The 20,136-nt window shown below is 32.1% G+C and carries 17 protein-coding genes and 2 tRNA genes; 10 read left to right on the forward strand and 9 right to left on the reverse strand.

Annotated features, from left to right (window positions below):
- The first annotated feature begins 71 nt into the window (after positions 1–71).
- The 3 genes from tig to clpX all read left to right on the forward strand — a co-directional run bounded on the left by tig (position 72) and on the right by clpX (position 3,483).
- Entirely contained in the window at positions 72–1,397 is a 1,326-nt protein-coding gene (gene tig, locus MUN68_RS01000) for a trigger factor (protein ID WP_249995176.1), read from the forward strand.
- An 88-nt stretch (positions 1,398–1,485) separates the two neighbouring features.
- On the forward strand, positions 1,486–2,160 hold the full coding sequence (gene clpP, locus MUN68_RS01005) for an ATP-dependent Clp endopeptidase proteolytic subunit ClpP (RefSeq protein ID WP_249995175.1): 675 nt from the start codon (positions 1,486–1,488) through the stop codon (positions 2,158–2,160).
- Positions 2,161–2,250: 90 nt separating this feature from the next.
- Positions 2,251–3,483, forward strand: coding sequence for an ATP-dependent Clp protease ATP-binding subunit ClpX (clpX, locus tag MUN68_RS01010; protein WP_249995174.1), 1,233 nt, complete (start codon positions 2,251–2,253; stop codon positions 3,481–3,483).
- A 318-nt stretch (positions 3,484–3,801) separates the two neighbouring features.
- Here clpX and MUN68_RS01015 read toward each other — a convergent pair whose 3' ends face one another.
- The gene (locus MUN68_RS01015) at positions 3,802–5,334 is read right to left on the reverse strand and encodes a GH3 auxin-responsive promoter family protein (protein WP_249995173.1); all 1,533 of its coding nucleotides are present in this window, start codon (positions 5,332–5,334) and stop codon (positions 3,802–3,804) included.
- 204 nt (positions 5,335–5,538) lie between these two features.
- Here MUN68_RS01015 and MUN68_RS01020 point away from each other — a divergent pair, with 204 nt between their 5' ends.
- On the forward strand, positions 5,539–6,333 hold the full coding sequence (locus MUN68_RS01020; RefSeq protein ID WP_249995172.1) for a DUF2797 domain-containing protein: 795 nt from the start codon (positions 5,539–5,541) through the stop codon (positions 6,331–6,333).
- On the opposite strand, the gene MUN68_RS01025 is transcribed toward MUN68_RS01020, so the two are convergent.
- The 5 genes from MUN68_RS01025 to MUN68_RS01045 all read right to left on the reverse strand — a co-directional run bounded on the left by MUN68_RS01025 (position 6,330) and on the right by MUN68_RS01045 (position 11,733).
- Positions 6,330–6,950 (reverse strand): LysE family transporter, encoded by a 621-nt coding sequence (locus MUN68_RS01025; RefSeq protein WP_249995171.1) that lies wholly within the window; start codon positions 6,948–6,950, stop codon positions 6,330–6,332. The two genes, MUN68_RS01020 and MUN68_RS01025, sit on opposite strands and share 4 nt — an antisense overlap.
- A 98-nt stretch (positions 6,951–7,048) precedes the next feature.
- Positions 7,049–7,243, reverse strand: a complete 195-nt coding sequence (gene rpsU / locus MUN68_RS01030; protein ID WP_040281277.1) for a 30S ribosomal protein S21 — start codon at positions 7,241–7,243, stop codon at positions 7,049–7,051.
- A gap of 23 nt (positions 7,244–7,266) precedes the next feature.
- The gene (locus tag MUN68_RS01035; protein WP_249995170.1) at positions 7,267–8,130 is read right to left on the reverse strand and encodes a sigma-70 family RNA polymerase sigma factor; all 864 of its coding nucleotides are present in this window, start codon (positions 8,128–8,130) and stop codon (positions 7,267–7,269) included.
- A gap of 140 nt (positions 8,131–8,270) precedes the next feature.
- Positions 8,271–10,913 carry an AsmA family protein gene (locus MUN68_RS01040; protein WP_249995169.1) on the reverse strand — a complete coding sequence of 881 codons (2,643 nt, stop codon included), beginning with the start codon at positions 10,911–10,913 and terminating at the stop codon, positions 8,271–8,273.
- Positions 10,914–11,028: 115 nt separating this feature from the next.
- Complete coding sequence (locus MUN68_RS01045) at positions 11,029–11,733, reverse strand: queuosine precursor transporter (protein ID WP_249995199.1); 705 nt, start codon at positions 11,731–11,733, stop codon at positions 11,029–11,031.
- A gap of 70 nt (positions 11,734–11,803) precedes the next feature.
- On the opposite strand from MUN68_RS01045, the gene folK reads away from it, so the two are divergent.
- On the forward strand, positions 11,804–12,934 hold the full coding sequence (gene folK, locus MUN68_RS01050; RefSeq protein WP_249995168.1) for a 2-amino-4-hydroxy-6-hydroxymethyldihydropteridine diphosphokinase: 1,131 nt from the start codon (positions 11,804–11,806) through the stop codon (positions 12,932–12,934).
- Positions 12,931–13,416, forward strand: coding sequence for a GyrI-like domain-containing protein (locus MUN68_RS01055; protein WP_249995167.1), 486 nt, complete (start codon positions 12,931–12,933; stop codon positions 13,414–13,416). Before folK ends, MUN68_RS01055 begins: the two co-directional genes overlap by 4 nt.
- Here MUN68_RS01055 and MUN68_RS01060 read toward each other — a convergent pair.
- Positions 13,403–13,942: an RNA methyltransferase gene (locus MUN68_RS01060; RefSeq protein ID WP_249995166.1), complete on the reverse strand. Its 540-nt coding sequence runs from the start codon at positions 13,940–13,942 to the stop codon at positions 13,403–13,405. The two genes, MUN68_RS01055 and MUN68_RS01060, sit on opposite strands and share 14 nt — an antisense overlap.
- 170 nt (positions 13,943–14,112) lie before the next feature.
- On the opposite strand from MUN68_RS01060, the gene mutS reads away from it, so the two are divergent.
- The 3 genes from mutS to MUN68_RS01075 all read left to right on the forward strand — a co-directional run bounded on the left by mutS (position 14,113) and on the right by MUN68_RS01075 (position 17,023).
- Positions 14,113–16,725: a DNA mismatch repair protein MutS gene (gene mutS / locus MUN68_RS01065; RefSeq protein WP_249995165.1), complete on the forward strand. Its 2,613-nt coding sequence runs from the start codon at positions 14,113–14,115 to the stop codon at positions 16,723–16,725.
- Between the two features lie 97 nt (positions 16,726–16,822).
- A tRNA-Gly gene (locus MUN68_RS01070) sits at positions 16,823–16,894 on the forward strand.
- 45 nt (positions 16,895–16,939) lie between these two features.
- A tRNA-Leu gene (locus tag MUN68_RS01075) sits at positions 16,940–17,023 on the forward strand.
- Positions 17,024–17,135: 112 nt separating this feature from the next.
- On the opposite strand, the gene MUN68_RS01080 is transcribed toward MUN68_RS01075, so the two are convergent.
- Together MUN68_RS01080 and MUN68_RS01085 are read right to left on the reverse strand one after the other, a co-directional pair.
- Positions 17,136–17,573, reverse strand: coding sequence for a hypothetical protein (locus tag MUN68_RS01080; RefSeq protein ID WP_249995164.1), 438 nt, complete (start codon positions 17,571–17,573; stop codon positions 17,136–17,138).
- 113 nt (positions 17,574–17,686) lie between these two features.
- Positions 17,687–18,805: a 3-deoxy-D-manno-octulosonic acid transferase gene (locus MUN68_RS01085; RefSeq protein WP_317134785.1), complete on the reverse strand. Its 1,119-nt coding sequence runs from the start codon at positions 18,803–18,805 to the stop codon at positions 17,687–17,689.
- A gap of 196 nt (positions 18,806–19,001) precedes the next feature.
- Between MUN68_RS01085 and MUN68_RS01090 the strand changes: the two genes are divergently transcribed.
- The gene (locus MUN68_RS01090) at positions 19,002–20,135 is read left to right on the forward strand and encodes a DegT/DnrJ/EryC1/StrS family aminotransferase (RefSeq protein ID WP_249995162.1); all 1,134 of its coding nucleotides are present in this window, start codon (positions 19,002–19,004) and stop codon (positions 20,133–20,135) included.
- Position 20,136: the final 1 nt, after the last annotated feature.

The following is a 20,136-nucleotide window of genomic DNA, read 5'->3' on the forward strand; positions in this document are numbered from 1 at the left end:
CAGTAACTTAAAATATTGTTGGGTTGTAAAAAATATCGTATTTTTGCAGCCCAATTTTGATATGATTTAAAATGAATATTACAAGAGAAAACATCGATGCATTAAATGCAGTGGTAAAAGTAGACATTGCTAAAGAAGATTATAGCGATAAAGTGGAACAAATCTTAATAGATTACCGTAAGTCGGCTAACATTCCTGGTTTTAGAAAAGGACATGTGCCAATGGGAATGGTAAAAAAACAATACGGTAAAGCGGTATTGGTTGATGAGGTCAATAAATTATTGCAAGATGCACTTAATAAGTACTTAACTGAAGAAAAATTAGATGTACTTGGTAATCCATTACCTAAGCCTCAAGATGATTTAGATTGGGATGCTGCTGATGCATTTTCTTTTGAATTTGAATTGGGTTTAGCACCTGAGTTTGAAGTAAACTTAAAAGGTAAAAAAGCAATCACTCATTATAATATTGTTGCAGATAAGAAGATGCTTGACGGTCAAGTAGAACATATCAGAAAGCAATATGGTAAAATCATCTCTGAAAAGATGGTTGCTAAAGATTCTGAAATCACTGGTGTTTTTGAAAACGAAGAGAAAGGAATTAATAATTCAGCTACTATCACTTTAGATAAATTCAAAGGGAAGTCAACAGAAAAACAATTCATTGGTGCTAAAGCTGGTGATGTAGTGACTTTAAAAACAAAAGGTTTATTTAATGACGATCATGACTTAATGAATTTCTTAAAAGTGTCTCATGATGATGCTCATGGTTTGAACGTTGAAGTGAATTTCACAATAAACGAAATCAATTCTAGAGAATTAGCAGATTTAGATCAAGAATTATTTGATAAATTATTTGGAAAAGGAGTGGTAACTTCTGTAACAGAATTACAAGAAAAAATTAAAGAAGATTCTGAAAAGCAATTTGCTCAACAAGGTGATCAAAAGCTATTGAATGATGTGACTGAGAGTTTAGTTGAAAATACAAAATTTGATTTACCAGCATCATTTTTACAAAAATGGATGCAAACAGCAGGTGAAGAAGTAATGGATGCGGAGCAGGCAAAAGAAGAATATGAAAAGTCTGAAAAAAGCATGCGTTATCAATTAATTGAAGGGAAATTAATTGAAAAACATAACCTTCAAGTCACTTTTGATGATCTAAAAGCACATGCGCGAGAAATGATAAAAGTTCAAATGGCACAGTTTGGTCAAATGAATTCTTCAGATGAAGAATTAGATGGTATTGCATCTCGAATCTTATCTAATAAGGATGAAGTAAAACGTTTATCTGAGCAATTGATGAGCACTAAATTGTTAAATCTTTACAAATCTGAAGCAAACTTAAAGACAAAGGAAATAACTTACGACGATTTTGTAAAAGAGTTTTACAGCTAAGAAATACATTATAAATTAGTATATTTGAGCGTAGAACCGAATGGTTTTACGCTTTTTTGTTTCACAATAAATTATTTCAAAAACACATATGGATTACGGAAAAGAATTTGAAAAATTCGCAATAAAAGATCAAGGAATAAGCAGTACATATTATAATGAAATTGTAAGTAGTATGTATCCAAATGCTTTAACACCTAATATTATAGAAGAGCGTCAAATGAATATTGCAATTTTTGATGTGTTTTCTCGTTTGATGATGGATCGTATTATTTTTATGGGAACTGCCATTAACGATCAAGTCGCAAACATTATTCAAGCTCAATTGTTGTTTTTAGAAAGTACAGATGCTTCTAAGGACATTCAGATTTATATCAACTCTCCAGGAGGAAGTGTGTATGCAGGTTTAGGTATTTACGATACCATGCAATTAATCAAACCAGACGTGGCAACTATTTGTACAGGAATGGCAGCGTCAATGGGAGCTGTATTGTTATGTGCAGGTGAAAAAGGCAAACGTAGCGGTTTAACACATTCACGTGTGATGATTCACCAACCATTAGGTGGAGCACAAGGTCAGGCTAGTGATATTGAAATTACTGCTCGTGAAATACTAACGCTTAAAGAAGAGCTATATAAAATTATTAGTAAGCATTCTGGTCAAGATTACGACAAAATTTATGCAGATAGTGATCGTGATTACTGGATGAAAGCTGATAAAGCAAAAGAATACGGAATGATAGACGAAGTACTATCAAGAGGGTAAAAATATAAATAGTAAGTTAAGTCTAAATTGAATGAGTTTGAGTAAAACTTTTCATTTATTACTTTTCACTTTTCACTTTTAACTTGTAAAATGGCAAAGGAAGAATTAGAATGTTCGTTTTGTGGTAGAAAAAAGCCAGAAACCAGTTTATTAATTGCAGGATTAGATGCACATATTTGTGATCGTTGTATCGAGCAAGCGCATGGTATTGTTGTAGAAGAGTCTAAACAGTCTGATAATGCAGAGTTGTCTTCTGAGTTGATGCTTAGGAAGCCACAACAAATCAAAGGGTTTCTTGATGAATATATTATTGGTCAAGAATATACCAAAAAAATAATGTCTGTTGCAGTATACAATCATTACAAACGGTTACTTCAGCCAGCATCAGATGATGATATTGAAATACAAAAGAGTAACATCATCATGGTTGGTCAAACAGGTACAGGTAAAACATTGATGGCAAAAACTGTTGCTAAAATGCTTAATGTGCCTCTAGCTATTGTTGATGCTACAGTATTAACTGAAGCGGGATATGTAGGAGAAGATGTTGAAAGTATTTTAACACGTTTATTGCAAGCTGCAGATTACAGTTTAGAAAAAGCTGAAAAAGGAATCGTTTTTATTGATGAAATTGATAAAATTGCACGTAAAAGCGATAATCCATCTATCACTAGAGATGTCTCTGGTGAAGGTGTTCAGCAAGCCTTACTTAAATTATTAGAAGGCACTACAGTTAATGTACCACCTAAAGGAGGAAGAAAACATCCTGATCAAAAGTTTATTGAAGTCAATACAGAAAATATTTTGTTTATTGCTGGTGGTGCTTTTGATGGTATTGAGCGAAAAATATCTAAACGCCTTAATTTAGCTGCAATTGGTTATAAGGCAGCACACGAAGGAGAAGCTTTAGATGGAGATAATTTATTGCAATATGTTAATCCGAAGGATTTAAAAGATTTCGGATTAATTCCAGAAATTATTGGTCGACTTCCTGTACTGACATACATGGATCCTTTAGATGAAAAAACCTTAAGAGCTATTTTAACTGAGCCTAAGAATGCCATTATAAAGCAATACAAAAAATTGTTTGAGATGGATGATATTGAATTTTCAATTACAGATGGAGCACTAGACTTTATTGTAGATAAGGCTATTGAATATCGATTAGGAGCTAGAGGTTTACGTTCGTTATGTGAAGAGATTTTAACGGATGCCATGTTTGAACTGCCTAGTGGTGATGAGACAAAGTTAAATGTCACAAAAGCGTATGCTGAAAGTAAATTGGAAAAAACAACGTTAAAGAAGTTGAAAGCGGTATCTTAATTGAGATGTCTATTTATAGAAAAAAATAAAACCACTCTTTTCGGAGTGGTTTTTATTTGTTTGGATTTAAAAATTAATATTGCGAACAATATCTTTATATTTTCACAAGTTATTTATAAGGGATAAAATCTAAAATTGTGATTATAATTTCTCTGTATTACTTTGTAAATATAAGCGCAATAAGATGAGATAAAAAACGACTTTTAGCTGTTTTGGATAAACAGATTTAAATACTCGTTATGTGGAAAATTCTGACGCTGTTTGTCGGAAAAATTTGAAAAATGTTTCCACTCGTCGATATATACAATGTTATTTTATTCAACTAATACTGGTTTTACTAGTATTTAGATGAAGCAATTCATCCATGTATTCACGATTGTTAGATAAACGTGGAATCTTATGTTGACCACCAAGTTTGTTATGTTGCTTCAGCCAATCATAAAACAAACGTTCTCTTGCGATATTCACTCTAGGCATATTAAGTGTCATGTCATTATATCGCTTGGCTTCATAATCGGAATTTAGAGATTGAAGTGTATTATCTAAAAGCTCTTTAAAATAATTAACGTTTTTAGGAGGTCTCTTAAATTCTATTAGCCACTCGTGAGATCCTTTCTCTTTACCTTCCATAAAAATTGGAGCAGCAGTATAATCTACAATTTCTGCGTTTGTAGTTTTGCAGACTATTCGTAAAGCATCTTCAGCATTTTCAATAATTAATTCTTCGCCAAAGACATTAATATGATGTTTTGTTCTACCAGATACTTTAATTCTGTAAGGGTTTGTTGATGTAAATCGAATAGTGTCACCAATTTTATAACGCCAAAGTCCAGCATTAGTAGTAATAATAACAGCATAATTAACGCCAATTTCTACTTCGCTTAGCGGAATCACTTTTATATCTGAAGTGCCATAAGTTGACATCGGAATAAATTCATAAAAGATTCCATAATCTAACATGAGCAATAATTCGCTACTGTTATTATGATCTTGAATGGCAAAGAAACCTTCAGATGCATTATAGATTTCATAATATTTAAAATCTGGTTTTGGTAAAATGGCTTTATACTGGTCAACATAAGGTACAAAACTTACGCCACCATGAAAATAAACTTCTAGATTTGGCCATATATCAAGTAAACTGTCTTTACCTGTTGCATCTAAAACATTATTGAGTAGTACTAACATCCATGATGGAACGCCAGCCAGACTTGTCACATTTTCATTTATAGTTTCATTTACAATAGCTTGCATTTTCGTTTCCCAATCGCTCATTAATGAAACGTTATTACTAGGAGTACTACTAAATTCCGCCCAAAATGGCATATTGTCGATTAGAATCGCAGACAGATCACCAAAAATAGTTCCGTTTTCTTTATACAATTCTTTACTGCCTCCTAGACGTAATCCTTTTCCTGTAAATAATTGTGAATCTTCATTATTATTGAGGTACATACAGAGTAAATCTTTACTTGCAGCATAATGGCAATCTTCTAATGATTCTTGACTTACTGGAATGAATTTACTTTTTGCATTTGTAGTTCCACTAGATTTTGCAAACCATTTTATAGGAGTTGGCCAAAAGATATTGTTTTCACCTCGTCGAGAACGTTCTATTACATTTTGATAGTCTTCATAAGATGAAATTGGAATCCGTTCAGAAAATGTACTGTAATTGGTTATCGAGTCAAAGTTATATTGCTTCCCAATTTCAGTATCTTTTGCTTTAGAAAGAAGCTGAAAAAGTAATTCATTTTGTACGTCATTAGGATATTTTAAAAATAATTCAATCTGATGAAACCGTTTTTTTAGGAACCATGATGCAATTGAATTTACTAATGGAATCGACATTTTTATAGTATCTTTATGGTTGGTTTTATCTTAGGCTTTTTGATTTGCTGCAAAATCATCTTTTATTTCCATATTTTGTCTTTTTATTACAGCGTAGCGATGCTATGATGTTCAAAAAAGCCTTCATCTGAAAATAAATCCTTGACTTTTCGCTTAAACAAAAAAGCCTAAGATGAAACCATTAAAAATAATACTTTTTTTTATATGTTTTACCAAGGTGTTTTAACAAAGATGGAAACAGAGTTTGCTGAGCCTATTCAATATTATTTGGTGCTAGAGAGTGATTTCTTGAATATGAATCAGTTACTCGGAAAAACCATTACTTTGGAATTTATAAAACATCAGTGTTTAAAATGTGGATTAGATAAACCTATTTACCGACAAGGCTTTTGCAAACAAGATTTTTTCGATATTCCTCAAGCTGGTGATTGGATTATGAGACCCGAATTGAGTACAGCGCATTTAGGAAAAGAAGATCGTGATTTGGAATACGAAAAGAGAGTACAATTACAACCACATATTGTATACCTAGCCAATTCAAGTAATGTTAAAGTTGGTGTGACTAGAAAAACGCAAGTGCCAACACGTTGGATTGACCAAGGTGCTCATGAAGCTATTGAAATTGTTGAAGTGCCTAATCGATATCTCGCAGGAATTACAGAAGTTGCTCTTAAAGATTATGTTGCTGATAAAACCAATTGGCGAAAAATGTTGAAGAATGATGTTGAAGATGAAAATTTAGTAGAATGGCGTGAACGACTTAAATCACACATACCTGAAGAGGCTCAAGATTATTTTATTGCTTCTAATACTGAAACTATTATTGATTTTCCAGTTTTGAATTATCCCGAAAAACCTAAAAGTCTTAATATTGAAAAAGAACAGACTTTTACTGGTAAATTGGTAGGTGTTAAGGGACAGTACCTCATTTTTGATGATGATACCGTTTTTAATATTAGAAGTAATGAAGGCTTGGTCGTGAAGTTTACAATTATCTAAACACTTAATTTGATTGCTTGGACGATTCCTATTAAGATTAGTAAAATTCCAGTAGCTTTATTAATAACAGCAGTAATATTCTGTACTTTGTTTTTAATCCTAATACTAAATATGCTATATAGGTATAAGGTGATGAGTTTTCCAAAATAAACACCAGCGAAGAACAAAAAAAGAATTAGCAAAGGTGAACCCAATGATAGCGTAAAGTCGTTATTATTAATAATTCCGAAGGCAACAATCCAATAAATTAATACAGGTGGATTTAATACGCCTAAAAGAAAACCAGTAGTATATTTTGAAGTGTTAAGTTTGTTTTTTTTAGTTGTTTTTTCTTTATTCTTTTTAAATAGTAAAAAACTGCCAGCTATCATTAAGATGATAACGATTAGAATTTGAATCCACATATTTTGATCAAAAAAATCACGAACAACCATATTACAATGTAATGCGTAATACGATAAAATAACCTCTCCAATTCCTGCAGCTATAGCGATTTTAAACGCTTGTTTCGCATTTTGCTTTATGGTAGTGTTTATGACTGCAATATTTGAAGCGCCTAAAGGTAAAGCTCCAATTATACTAGCTGAAATTCCGATAAGAAAATATAGAACAATCATGTGTGGTTTGTAGGATGGGTTTTAAAAAACTTACAAACTGGACATAAAAAAAGCATACTTCATAAAAAGTATGCTTTTTTTCTTTTAAGAAAAAACTACTAAATATCTTCTTGATCTCTTAAACCTTGAATATATCCAGCTTTTTGAATTTCTCTTCTTCTTTTTACAGAAGGCTTAGTGAAAAATTGATTTTCACGAATGTTTTGCATCGTTTTTACGTTACGGTGTTTTCTTTTGTAACGCTTTAAAGCACGTTCGATACTTTCTCCTTCTTTTACTAATATCTTAATCATCTACTTGTTTTAATGTTTATAAATTATCCTAAATATGTTTTTAATATTTTACTTTTAGAATCCTGACGTAAACGCCTGATTCCTTTTTCACGTATTTGTCTAACACGCTCTCTTGTTAAATCAAAGGTTACTCCAATTTCATCAAGAGTCATTGGTGGTTCATCACTTAAACCAAAATTTAAACGTATCACATCACTTTCTTTTTGAGACAACGTGTCTAAAGCTCTGTTGATTTCAACGTTTAATGATTCTTTCATTAAATCACGATCTGGGTTTGGTGACTCACCAGATTTAACAACATCATATAAGCTAGACGTTTCTCCTTCTTTTAAAGGCGCATCCATTGATAAATGGCGACCTGAATTTTTCAGAGATTGTTTTACTTCAGAAACTGTCATATCCAACTCAAGAGCAATTTCTTCCGCACTAGGTGCTCTTTGATGCGATTGCTCTAAAAATGAAAACGCTTTATTGATTTTATTTATTGAACCAATTTTGTTCAAAGGTAATCTAACTATTCGAGATTGCTCTGCTAAAGCTTGTAAAATTGCTTGTCTAATCCACCAAACAGCATAAGAGATAAACTTAAATCCTCTGGTTTCATCAAAGCGTTTTGCAGCTTTTACAAGACCAGCATTTCCCTCGTTTATTAAGTCCGGAAGTGTAAGTCCTTGATTTTGATATTGTTTAGCAACAGAAACTACGAAACGTAAGTTAGCCGTTGTAAGCTTATCTAAAGCAGCTTGATCTCCTTCTCGTATTCGCTGAGCGAGTTCAACTTCTTCCTCAGCAGTAATCATAGGTAACTTGCTGATGTCTTGTAGGTATTTATCTAGTGATTTAGATTCGCGGTTGGTAACTTGTTTGGTAATTTTTAATTGCCTCATATATTCTGTCTTATTTTAAAAGTTCGCAAGAGCTCAATGTAACTTTTAATTTGACAAAAGCAAATAATTGAGCACTTCTTTATGAAAAAAAGCCAAAAACTAGTGATTTTAACTTTTTTTTAGGTTTTGACGTTGATAAATCAGTTGTTTTTAGTTGAATCTTTCTGTTTCTTTTTTCCTCCAAGAAGATTGTCTAAAATTCCTTTTACACCATCTTTAATTGGGTCTTTAGTTTTTGTACTATCAGTTGTTGTCGATGTCGAATCTTTAGTAGTATCATTCTTATTACCTCCTAAAAGGCCACCTAGTAAATCTTTAACTTGATCTTTTCCTTTATTTATAATTTTTTGCTTTTCAATTTCAATAAGTTGCTTTGTAAGGTTAGAAACACCACTTGATAAATCTGTTTTTACTTTCGGGCTCGTATAATTGCCAGTAATATTTGCTGTCACTGGAATGGTAATCTTATTAGTGTCATTATCATTTATTTTGCCAATTAAGCGATTAACATCACTTCCTAAATATTTTGCGGGAACATTAAATACTGCATTATAATTTATGGTTTGGTCAAACGAATGAGAACCTGAAACTTGAATTGCTATATCTTCATATTTAAGATTGAAAGGTTTTACACTTACGTTTCCATCGGCAAAATCTAAATTTGCTTTTAAGTCTTTTAAGTCTAGCTTACTAAAATCTATAAAACTTAATTCGCCTTCAAGTTTACTCAATACTGAGCCTTCTTTTGGGTCGATATTAGTTGTTAATAATTCTGCGAAAGCATCACCAGTAACAGTACTAAGGTTAGGAGAGAATTCACTATCTAATGTGCCTTGAAGATTTATCGATGTATTTAATTTACCTTGAATCGCTTTTGCTATAGGTGCTAATTTTTGAAGTAAGTCTAACCCTTTAAATGATTTTGAGATGTCAAATCCGTCAGCACCTAGATTCAAATTAAAAACTGGAGTATCTGTTTTTGTTGAAACCTTACCAGCTATTGCTAGATTGCCATCAAATATTTTACTTGTCATATTTTGAAGATTGGCTTCTTGGTCTTTTATGATAAGCGTTCCTTTGACATCATTTAATGTCAAATCATCGTAAACAACAGTTTTAGCATTTGCATTAATTGTACAATCTAAGAAATCTGGAATCTTAAGCGATTCAGAATCTGATGTTGTTTTATTTGATGCTTCTGACGCTGTTTCATCTTCAACCATAAAATCACTCAAAACAAAGGTATTAGAATTTACATCAAATTGACCTTGTAGCTTTTTATCGCTTAGTAAAAATCCGAGCAAGTTTTTAATATTTCCAGTTGCTGTGAAATCACTTGTTCCTGTTTTTGCATTAAAGCTATTAAGCTTAACAGTGCCAGGATTGAAAGTCACATCTGCTTTACTAATTTGTATAGGATTTACGATATCTTCGGAAGAGAATACAAAGTCGGTAATACTCATCGATCCGTTGTTTTTAATACGATTATATGCATTGGTTTCAATTGCATTCATATCAAATTGAGTATTGAGTTTTGTTTTTAAAATTCCGCTTAATTCCTTATCAAAATCTATTGGATATGCTTTAGTTAGATTTCCAAGATTAAGTGTGCCATCAATATCTGCATTGACAAAGATATTTTTTGTGATGTTCTTTACTATTGCAGATCCTTTAAAGACATCATCATCAATTTTAAAGTTGAGTGTTTTAATATCTACAAATGTATCGTCAGCTAATCCAGTTTCGTTTTTAATAGCTGTATCAATTATAATATTTCTAATTCCTTTAGGTAAATCAGGATACTTAAATGAAGCATTTTCTGAAATAATACGAATGTCTAAGGTTGGAATGGTTTCTTCGGTTATTTTACCTTTAACGATACCATTAATTTTAAAATTCCCCGTAGTTTCTACGCTTTCAATGTTTTTAGAATACGCTTCAGGAATCACAGCTAAAAAGTCTTTAAAAGATGATCCTGAATTTTCAAAGGCGATATCAATATCTTGACCTTCTTCTATAAGCTGAACATAACCTTTAAACTCTAGTGGTAGCTGATTAATATATGCTTTGTTGTCTTTAAACGTATATTTTTGATTGTTAAGATCTAAGCCAATTAAAGCATCTAATTTTATACTATTATTATTGAGGTATTTTGAGCTATCCACACTCATACTCACATTGGTTGTTGTTTCAGTATCGAGTTCTGAATTTTCTGCAGAAAAGGTGCCGTGACCAAAATGATTCAATTCGGTTAAATGCAATTCTATTTTCGAAATCGCATCTAAATAGGTAATTGCACTATTGTTGATTGCATAGTCTTCAATATCAAACGAAAAACTATTACTGATTTCTTCCGTTTTTACAGAAGTAGTTTCATCTTCTTTAGTGATATCGTAATTATTATTACCTAATGCGTCAGTTTTGAGCGTGACTAAGGCTTCATCTATTATTATTGAATTAACAACAATAGGTTCTTCACTTGACGTTTTAAAGAGTTCATTTACAGACATTGTAAATGCAATATTTTTTGATGTCACAAAGGTCTCTCCTTCAAAAGGTTTGAAGTTGGTAATCACCAAGTCTTCGATCTCTACATGTGCCTGCGGAAAACTACGAATTAAGCTTAAACTTACATCACTAAATTCAACTTGAGCGTTTACATTTTCATTTATAAAACGCTTAACCATGTCTTTAATTTGCGACTGAAATGCAAAAGGAATGGCTAATAAAAGGAAGAATATAATTAGTATAGAGATGCCTATAATCTTGAGTGCTTTTTTCATAAAATGATATCAATTCTAATTTGTGTGTAAATATATACGAAGCTAGTTTCACTTTAGACCAATCTATATTAAAGTTTAGCAAAATTTTAACCCAATTGATGAGATTATTGCCTGATTAGATCAATTCAATTTCTTCATTGACTTTTAAGCCAAAACGTTTTCTGAAAAGATACACACCTAAATATAAAAATGGCGTATCTAATGCTGCAACGATTACTTTGAATAGAAAGCCACTGATGAGTAAGCCTTCGAAGTTTTTCCAAGGAATAATTCCAAACGAACATAATAATGTTAAAATGGTAAACGTATCTACAAACTGAGAAAACCAAGTTGAAAAATTATTTCTTAACCAAAGGTGTTTACCTTTAGTAAGATGCTTCCAAAAATGATAGATTTGAATATCTACAAATTGTGCAAACAAATAGGTAATCATACTTGCAAATACTGCTATCGCTGAATTACCAAATACATTTGAAAACGTTTCGTCATTAACATACGACCAAGAGGTTGCTGGCATATTACTTGACACTAAAATGATAAATAATGAAAATAGAGATGCAAAAATTCCAGATACAACGACTTGGTTCGCTCTCTTTTTTCCGTAAATCTCACTAATTAAATCTGTAATTAAAAATGTAATAGGATAAGGAAGTATGCCAACAGAAATCTCAAATAACTTGGCACCAAAAATTTCTACATCAAATGGATACCAATAAAAAAACTTTTGAAATATAAGATTTGAAACGACTAAAGACGTGATAAACAGAGCAGCTAAGAACAAATAGATTTTTTGTGCAGCTAGTTTATCTTTTAAGGTCATAAATTGTGAATAAATACTTACTGTAAATATAAGATAAAACGGATTTCTTTTCATTATTTTGGCATTCATTATGAATTCACCTAACCACGTTTACATAGCTCTTGGAAGTAATAAAGGCGACAGAATTAAACATCTGCAGGACGCTGTGAATTTGATTTTTGAAGAAATTGGAAAAGTGAATAGCATTGCTAAAGTCTATAATACTCCAGCTTTTGGGTTTGAAGGCGATGATTTTTTAAACACCTGTCTCTATGCTGAAACTGAATGTTCTGCGGAAGCTGTTTTAGACAAACTGTTGCAAATTGAAACCAAATTAGGACGTTCAAGAACAATTTCTGAAACCTATGAAGCCAGAACGATTGACTTAGACGTGTTGTTTTATAATGATGAGATCATAGATTCAAAAACACTGAAGGTTCCGCATCCTGAATTGCAAAAACGAAAGTTTGTATTACATCCTTTACATGATATCGCTTCAAAGTTGAAACATCCTGTTTTGGAACAAACGGTTGCAGAGTTATTAGAAGCCTGTGAGGATGTTAGTGATATTGTACCAATTAAGATTTGGTTGAAGAATCCAACAAAGCGATTTAATTTTTCGAATCAGAATTATATTGCTATTGAAGGAAATATTGGAGCTGGTAAAACAAGTTTGGCTTATAAAATATCACAAGATTTTAATGCTAAGTTGATTTTAGAGCGTTTTGCGGATAATCCGTTTTTGCCAAAATTTTATGAAGAACCACAGCGTTATGCGTTTACTTTAGAAATGTCTTTTCTTGCCGATCGTTATCAGCAAATAAGTGATGATTTATCACAATTAGATTTGTTTAAAGATTTTATGGTAAGTGATTACGATATTTATAAGTCGCTTATTTTTTCAAAAATCACGTTGCCTGAAGATGAATTCAAACTCTATAGAAAACTATTTTATTTGATGTATAAGGACATTGCAAAACCAGATTTATATGTCTATCTCTATCAAAACACAGAGCGTTTACAAGAGAATATCAAAAAACGTGGTCGTGATTACGAACAAAATATTGAAAGTGAATACTTAGAGAAAATTAATTCAGGCTATTTAGACTTTTTAAAAAATCAGACCGAACTCAATGTGAAAATCATTGATGTTTCTGAAAAGGATTTTGTGAAAAATCGAGCAGACTATTTGTGGCTGCTTAATGAGATTTGTACTGCATGATGAAACATCGTATTGAAGTTATTGAAGATCGATTGATTGTTGGTATGAAAACCCAAACATCTGTTTTAACTATAAATGAAAAGACGAAGCAATTAGCAAAATTGTTTATGCCTAGACGACATGAAGTAGCTTCAAGAATTGGGGAACATGTGTTTTCTATTCAAGATTATGGTGACAATTATTCGCCTACTGATTTCAATTCAGAATTTGATAAATGGGTTGCAGTAGAGGTTAAAGACAGTAATGATTTACCTGAAGGAATGGATTCATTTATTATAAAATCTGGAACCTATGTTGTATTCAGTTTTAAAGGTTCTGTTTCTGAGTTTCCAAAAAGTAGAGCTTATATCTTTCAAGAGTGGTTGCCTAATTCTGAATATCAATTAGATCCAAAAGCACATTTTGAAATTTTAAGTGAAAATTATAGTAAAGATCTTCAGAATATTGAAGAAGATATTTGGATTCCTGTTAGGAAGAAATAGAATTCATTTTACTAAATACATCCCAAACCACAACACCACAACTCACTGAAATGTTTAATGAGTGTTTGGTTCCAAATTGTGGAATCTCAATTACAACATCACTTGCATTAACCACATCTTGAGTCACGCCTTTTACTTCATTTCCAAAGACTAAAGCATATTTTTGATTGGCTTTAGGTTTAAAATCGTTTAGCATTGTCGCGCGTTCAGCTTGTTCAATGCTTATTATTGATGTGCCTTCAGTTTTTAATTTATCAACTAATTCGATAGTGTGTTCAACATATTCCCAATCTACGGTTTCTGTACTTCCTAAAGCTGTTTTTCTAATGTCATTATGAGGAGGTGTTGCCGTGATTCCACAGAGATAAATTTTTTCAACTAAAAATGCATCACTAGTTCTAAATACTGAACCAATATTGTTTAGACTTCTAATATTGTCAAGAATAATAATAAGAGGTGTTTTTTCTGCCAATTTAAATTCGTCGACATTTAATCGGTCAAGTTCGCTGTTTTTTAGTTTTCTCATTTCAAAATCATCTTTCTGTCATTGCGAGGACGAAAGACGTGGCAATCTCCTAGCTTAGTTGTTAAAATCTAGTCTTAATTGTAGATAACTTATAAGGTTACCATTTTCTAAAACTTCAAATTATAAGTACTTTAGCAGTCTTACAATGTTCACAAAAATACACAAAACCATTGGCTAAAAAAGTAAAAAAGGAAACACCATTAATGAAACAGTACAATGCTATCAAAGCAAAGTATCCTGATGCATTATTATTGTTTAGAGTAGGAGATTTTTATGAAACCTTTGGTGAAGATGCTGTAAAAGCGTCTAAAATTTTAGATATTATTTTAACCAAAAGAGGCGCTGGTAGTCCGACCGAAATTGAATTAGCAGGTTTTCCACACCATTCTTTAAATACGTATTTACCTAAATTGGTGAAAGCTGGTTGTCGTGTTGCTATTTGTGATCAACTTGAAGATCCGAAGCAAACCAAAACCATTGTAAAACGTGGTGTTACCGAATTAGTTACTCCAGGTGTTGCGCTGAATGATGATATTTTACATTCTAAAACCAATAATTTTTTAGCGTCTGTTTATTTTGGATTGCATGCTGTTGGAGTGTCATTTTTAGATGTGTCTACAGGTGAGTTTTTTATATCTCAAGGCAACGAAGAATATATAGATAAGTTACTTCAGAATTTTAAACCAAGTGAAGTATTGGTGTCAAAGCCTAATAAGTTAAAATACAATACTGCTTTTGGGAACGATTTTCATGCTTTTTATTTAGAAGATTGGGTGTTTCAAGATGATTATGCTAATGAAACGTTACTGAAACATTTCAATACAAAATCATTAAAAGGTTTTGGGATTGAAGACTTATATGAAGGGATTGTAGCTTCTGGTTCAATTTTACATTATTTAAGCGAAACACAGCATCATAAATTACAACACATTACCTCTATACAACGCTTAACTAAAGGTGAGCATGTTTGGATGGATCGTTTTACGATTAAAAATTTAGAGCTGTATCAATCTAATAATCAGAATGCAGTGACGTTGGTGGATGTGATTGATAAAACGATTTCACCAATGGGTGGACGACTACTGAAACGTTGGTTGGCTTTGCCTTTAGTGAATCTTGAAAGTATTAAACATCGGCACGACGTAGTTGAATTTCTTAATGAAGATATAACATTATTGACTAAGTTTCAGCATCAATTGAAGCAAATTGGAGATATTGAACGCTTGATTTCAAAAGTTGCTACAGTTAAAATAAGTCCGAGAGAAGTCGTTCAACTTAAAAATGCTTTGGAAGCTATTGTGCCAATAAAAGCATTAGCGGTTCAGTCTAAAAATAAGGCATTACAATATTTAGGAGAACAAATGGATGCTTGTGATGAACTTCGTGAGCGTATTAAAGCAACTTTAAATGAAGAAGCTCCAGTTAATATTTTAAAAGGAAATACGATTTCTTCAGATTTTTCTTCTGAGTTGAAAGAACTTCGAGATCTTTCGGCTTCTGGCAAAGAGTATCTAGATAAAATGCTAGAACGTGAAAGTGAACGTACTGGAATAACATCTCTAAAGATAGCTTCCAATAATGTGTTTGGTTATTATATTGAAGTGCGTCATACACATAAAGATAAAGTTCCCGAAGAATGGATACGTAAGCAAACTCTAGTTAGCGCAGAGCGTTATATTACAGAAGAACTTAAAGAGTACGAGACTAAAATTTTAGGCGCAGAAGAACGTATTTTGGCTATTGAGCAACAGTTGTTTGCTGAGTTGATTCATTGGATGATTGGTTTTATAAAACCTGTTCAGAAAAATTCGGCACTTATTGCTCAGTTGGATTGCCTTTGTGGTTTTTCAAAGTTGGCTATCGATCATAATTATGCGAGACCAATACTTACTGAAACGTATGAGCTAGATATCAAAAACGGAAGACATCCAGTTATAGAAAAACAATTGCCACATAGCGAGCCTTATATTGCAAATGATGTGTATTTAGATCGTGAAAAGCAACAAATCATTATGATTACTGGTCCGAATATGTCTGGTAAATCTGCTATTTTACGTCAAACGGCATTAATTGTGTTGTTGGCGCAAATGGGAAGTTTTGTGCCTGCTGAAAGTGCAACGATTGGATTAACCGATAAGATTTTTACAAGAGTAGGAGCAAGTGATAATATCTCAATGGGTGAATCGACTTTTATGGTTGAAATGAATGAAACCGCTTCTATTTTGAATAATATATCAGATAGAAGTTTGGTGTTGTTAGATGAAATTGGAAGAGGTACTAGTACTTACGATGGTATTTCTATTGCTTGGGCAATTAGTGAGTATTTACATGAACATCCAAGCAGAGCTAAGACGTTGTTTGCTACGCATTATCATGAGTTAAACGAAATGTCTGAAACGTTTGAACGTATCAAAAATTTCAATGTATCTGTAAAAGAATTAAAAGATAATGTGTTGTTTTTAAGAAAGCTTGTTGAAGGAGGAAGTGAGCATAGTTTTGGTATTCATGTAGCAAAGATGGCAGGAATGCCACAACAAGTGATTCATCGTGCAAATAAAATATTAAAGCAACTTGAAAAATCACATTCTAGTGAAGAATTAACAGATAAAGTAAAAAGGCTAGAAAATGATATGCAATTGAGTTTTTTCAATTTGGATGATCCTCTTTTAGAGCAGATTAAAGATGAAATAGTTAATATTGATATTGACACTTTAACACCAGTTGAGGCCTTAATGAAGCTGAATGAAATAAAGCGTATGTTGCTGAAAAAGAAACATGCATAAAAATATCTAAGTTTTTTTTTAAAAAGGCTTTGCTTTTCTGATAAAAGTCTTAAATTTGCCCTCGCAATAACAAAGAACGTTCTTATACATTGCTAATGCGAAAGTAGCTCAGGGGTAGAGCATCACCTTGCCAAGGTGAGGGTCGCGGGTTCAAATCCCGTCTTTCGCTCTACACTTAAAAATATACCAATTTGTACGTCTAGTACATCTAAATGCTGAAGTGGTGGAATTGGTAGACACGTTGGACTTAAAATCCAATGTCCATTAGGACGTACGGGTTCAAGTCCCGTCTTCAGTACAAATGAAAAGCCGAAACATATGTTTCGGCTTTTTTGTTTTAAATGTATACCTATAAAAAAAGATCTGATAAAATCAGACCTTTTTTTATAAAAGCAACGTTAAGTTTAAGTTTAGTTGTCTTTTTTAACTTTATCAACAGCATCATTTAATGCGTCTTTACCTTTTTCTTTGGCTTTGTCTACAGCGTCACTTGCCATATCTTTACCTTTTTCTTTAGCTTTATCAACAGCATCATTTACTGCATCTTTAGCATCACCTTTAGCTTTGTCAACAGCATCATTTACAGCATCTTTAGCTTTGTCGGCAGCATCAGCAGCTCCTTCTTTAACTGAGTCTACTGCATCTCCAGCAGCATCACTTGCAGCATCTGCAGCGTCATTTACTGCTTCTCCAGCAGCATCTGCAGCATTTTCGATTGCATCACCAGCTTCTTCAGCAGCATTTTCAACAGCATCAGCAGCACCTTCAGCTCCTTCTTTTGTTTCTCTACATGATACTGATACTACAAGTGCCAATACCAATGCGATGTTTAATAATAATTTTTTCATTGTAATAGTTTTAGTGTTAATTAATAATACACGAAATTAATAAGTTATATTGAAAAGACCTTAAAAAAATTAACTTTTTGTTAACAGGCTTAGGTTTTACTTTAATTTCAGTCTTATATACGTATGTAATCCATGATTTGGTTTACAGCTCCTTTATTTTTTTTAATGAAGTTTTCGTTTAGTGTTCCAACTTTTAATCTTTTTTCTGAAGAGTTGATTAGGTTATCTAGTCCGTTTTTAAGCGTGTTTTTACTGCTTACAGTTAGTACGCCTCCATTTTTTATCATTGTTTTTGCTTCTGGAAATTTGTCATAGTTATTACCAATAATAATTGGAATACCGAATACTGCTGGTTCTAAAATATTGTGAAGACCAGTCGTTCCCATTGCTCCACCTACATAAGCAATGTCTGCATAACTGTATATTTTAGATAACAATCCTATGGTGTCTATGATGAATACTGAATAGCCAATAACTTCTTTACGATTCTTTTCGGAAAATAATACATAATCAAGCTCTAGCTTTTTTGTAATATTATCAATTTGAACTTTATTGATATTATGAGGAGCAATAATAAATTTTAAATGTTTTGAAGCAGTCTTATTTATATAATCTATTAGAATGGATTCATCTTCAGGCCATGAACTACCAATAACAACACATAGGCTATCGCCTTTAAATTCTGAAATAAAACTCAAATCATTATTTTGTATTAGCTGATTTGAAACACGATCATATCTAGTGTCACCAGAAATCGTAACATTTGTTATGCTAATATTTTGGAGTAATTTTTTCGAATTTTCATCTTGTACAAAAATATGTTCAAACACTTGCAAAGCTTTCCGAAGGTGATTGCCATACCATTTAAAATAGGAATGTTTTTTTCTGAATAATGCAGAAATCAAAATAGCACGTTCATCTCTTCTTTTTAATTCATATAAAATATTGGGCCAAATATCGTATTTCACAAACACGGTAAATTCTGGATTAACAATGTTTAAAAATTGTTTTGCATTTAATTTTGTGTCTAAAGGTAAATATGTAACAATGTCTGCAATAGGAGTGTTTTTTCGGATTTCATATCCTGAAGGAGAAAAAAAAGTCAATACTATTTTATACGAAGGGTAATTAGTTCTAATTGATTCAAATACTGGTAAGCCTTGCTCATATTCACCTAATGAGGCACAATGAAACCAAATAGTTTTATCATTTGGAGATAAGTTTTTCTTCAATAATTTAAAAGTTTGACGACGTCCTTCAACACCTTTTTTAATCTTTAAATTAAAAAATGCAAGAATTTTTAAAATGAATGAAAGTATATGTATTCCTAAATTATACAATATATAAACGTTTACGTTACTGCTAAAATACTGTTCTTTAAAATAATTTCATTGCTTAATGCTAATGAATTTCGTAATTTCGTCTTGTATGAAAAAAATTCAAATGGTTGACCTTAAAGGTCAATATAGCAAAATAAAAGCTGAGGTTGATAGCTCTGTTTTAGAGGTATTAGATTCTACAGCATATATAAATGGACCTAAGGTTCATGAGTTTCAGAAAAATCTTGAAGCGTATTTAGGTGTTAAACATGTGATTCCTTGTGCTAATGGTACAGATGCTTTGCAAATTGCCATGATGGGATTAGGTTTGAAGCCAGGAGATGAGGTGATTACTGCAGATTTTACATTTGCAGCAACTGTTGAGGTTATTGCATTGTTACAATTGACTCCAGTTTTAGTAGATGTTGATCCAATCACATTTAATATAGATGTTGATGCTATTAAAAAGGCAATCACTCCCAAAACTAAGGCTATAGTTCCTGTTCATTTGTTTGGAATGTGTGCCAATATGGAAGCTATTATGGAGATTGCAAAAGAACATAATCTCTACGTTATTGAAGATAATGCGCAAGCCATTGGCTCAACATATACCTATAGTGATGGTCGAAAAGTAAAAGCTGGAACTATTGGAGATGTGGCTTCGACATCATTTTTTCCATCTAAAAATTTAGGCTGTTATGGAGATGGTGGAGCTATTTTTACTAATGATGACGATTTAGCACATACGATTAGAGGTGTTGTAAATCATGGAATGTACGAGCGTTATCACCATGATGTCGTTGGTGTGAATTCACGATTAGATTCAATTCAAGCTGCCATATTAGATATTAAACTCAAAAATTTAGATCGTTATAATAATGCAAGGCTAAAAGCGGCAAATGCTTATGATGATGCTTTTAAAGATCATGATAATATCATCACTCCTTATAGAGAAGATGTTGAAAACTGTCACGTCTTTCATCAATATACACTTAAGATTTTAAATGCAGATAGAGATGCTTTGGTGAAACACTTAAATGAACAAGGCATACCTTGTGGTGTGTATTATCCAATTCCTTTGCATTTACAAAAGGCATATCAAGACTCTAGATATAATGAAGCTGATTTTACGGTCACTAATCAATTGGTAAAAGAAGTAATTTCATTGCCAATGCATACAGAATTAGATGATGAGCAAATTGAATTCATTACATCTACTGTTATTAATTTTGTAAACTCTTAAA

It is taken from the genome of Psychroserpens ponticola, from assembly GCF_023556315.2.
Classification (GTDB): Bacteria; Bacteroidota; Bacteroidia; order Flavobacteriales; family Flavobacteriaceae; genus Psychroserpens; species Psychroserpens ponticola.

Coding starts and splice junctions, on each gene's coding strand:
- MUN68_RS01025 (WP_249995171.1), bottom strand. CDS start 6,950: ATGATTGTTCTATATTTTCTTATCGGAATTTCAGCTAGTATAATTGGA.
- MUN68_RS01035 (WP_249995170.1), bottom strand. CDS start 8,130: ATGAGGCAATTAAAAATTACCAAACAAGTTACCAACCGCGAATCTAAA.
- MUN68_RS01015 (WP_249995173.1), bottom strand. CDS start 5,334: ATGTCGATTCCATTAGTAAATTCAATTGCATCATGGTTCCTAAAAAAA.
- MUN68_RS01040 (WP_249995169.1), bottom strand. CDS start 10,913: ATGAAAAAAGCACTCAAGATTATAGGCATCTCTATACTAATTATATTC.
- MUN68_RS01020 (WP_249995172.1), top strand. CDS start 5,539: ATGTTTTACCAAGGTGTTTTAACAAAGATGGAAACAGAGTTTGCTGAG.
- rpsU (WP_040281277.1), bottom strand. CDS start 7,243: ATGATTAAGATATTAGTAAAAGAAGGAGAAAGTATCGAACGTGCTTTA.
- clpX (WP_249995174.1), top strand. CDS start 2,251: ATGGCAAAGGAAGAATTAGAATGTTCGTTTTGTGGTAGAAAAAAGCCA.
- clpP (WP_249995175.1), top strand. CDS start 1,486: ATGGATTACGGAAAAGAATTTGAAAAATTCGCAATAAAAGATCAAGGA.
- folK (WP_249995168.1), top strand. CDS start 11,804: ATGAATTCACCTAACCACGTTTACATAGCTCTTGGAAGTAATAAAGGC.
- tig (WP_249995176.1), top strand. CDS start 72: ATGAATATTACAAGAGAAAACATCGATGCATTAAATGCAGTGGTAAAA.
- MUN68_RS01080 (WP_249995164.1), bottom strand. CDS start 17,573: ATGAAAAAATTATTATTAAACATCGCATTGGTATTGGCACTTGTAGTA.
- MUN68_RS01090 (WP_249995162.1), top strand. CDS start 19,002: ATGAAAAAAATTCAAATGGTTGACCTTAAAGGTCAATATAGCAAAATA.
- MUN68_RS01060 (WP_249995166.1), bottom strand. CDS start 13,942: ATGAGAAAACTAAAAAACAGCGAACTTGACCGATTAAATGTCGACGAA.
- MUN68_RS01055 (WP_249995167.1), top strand. CDS start 12,931: ATGATGAAACATCGTATTGAAGTTATTGAAGATCGATTGATTGTTGGT.
- MUN68_RS01045 (WP_249995199.1), bottom strand. CDS start 11,733: ATGACCTTAAAAGATAAACTAGCTGCACAAAAAATCTATTTGTTCTTA.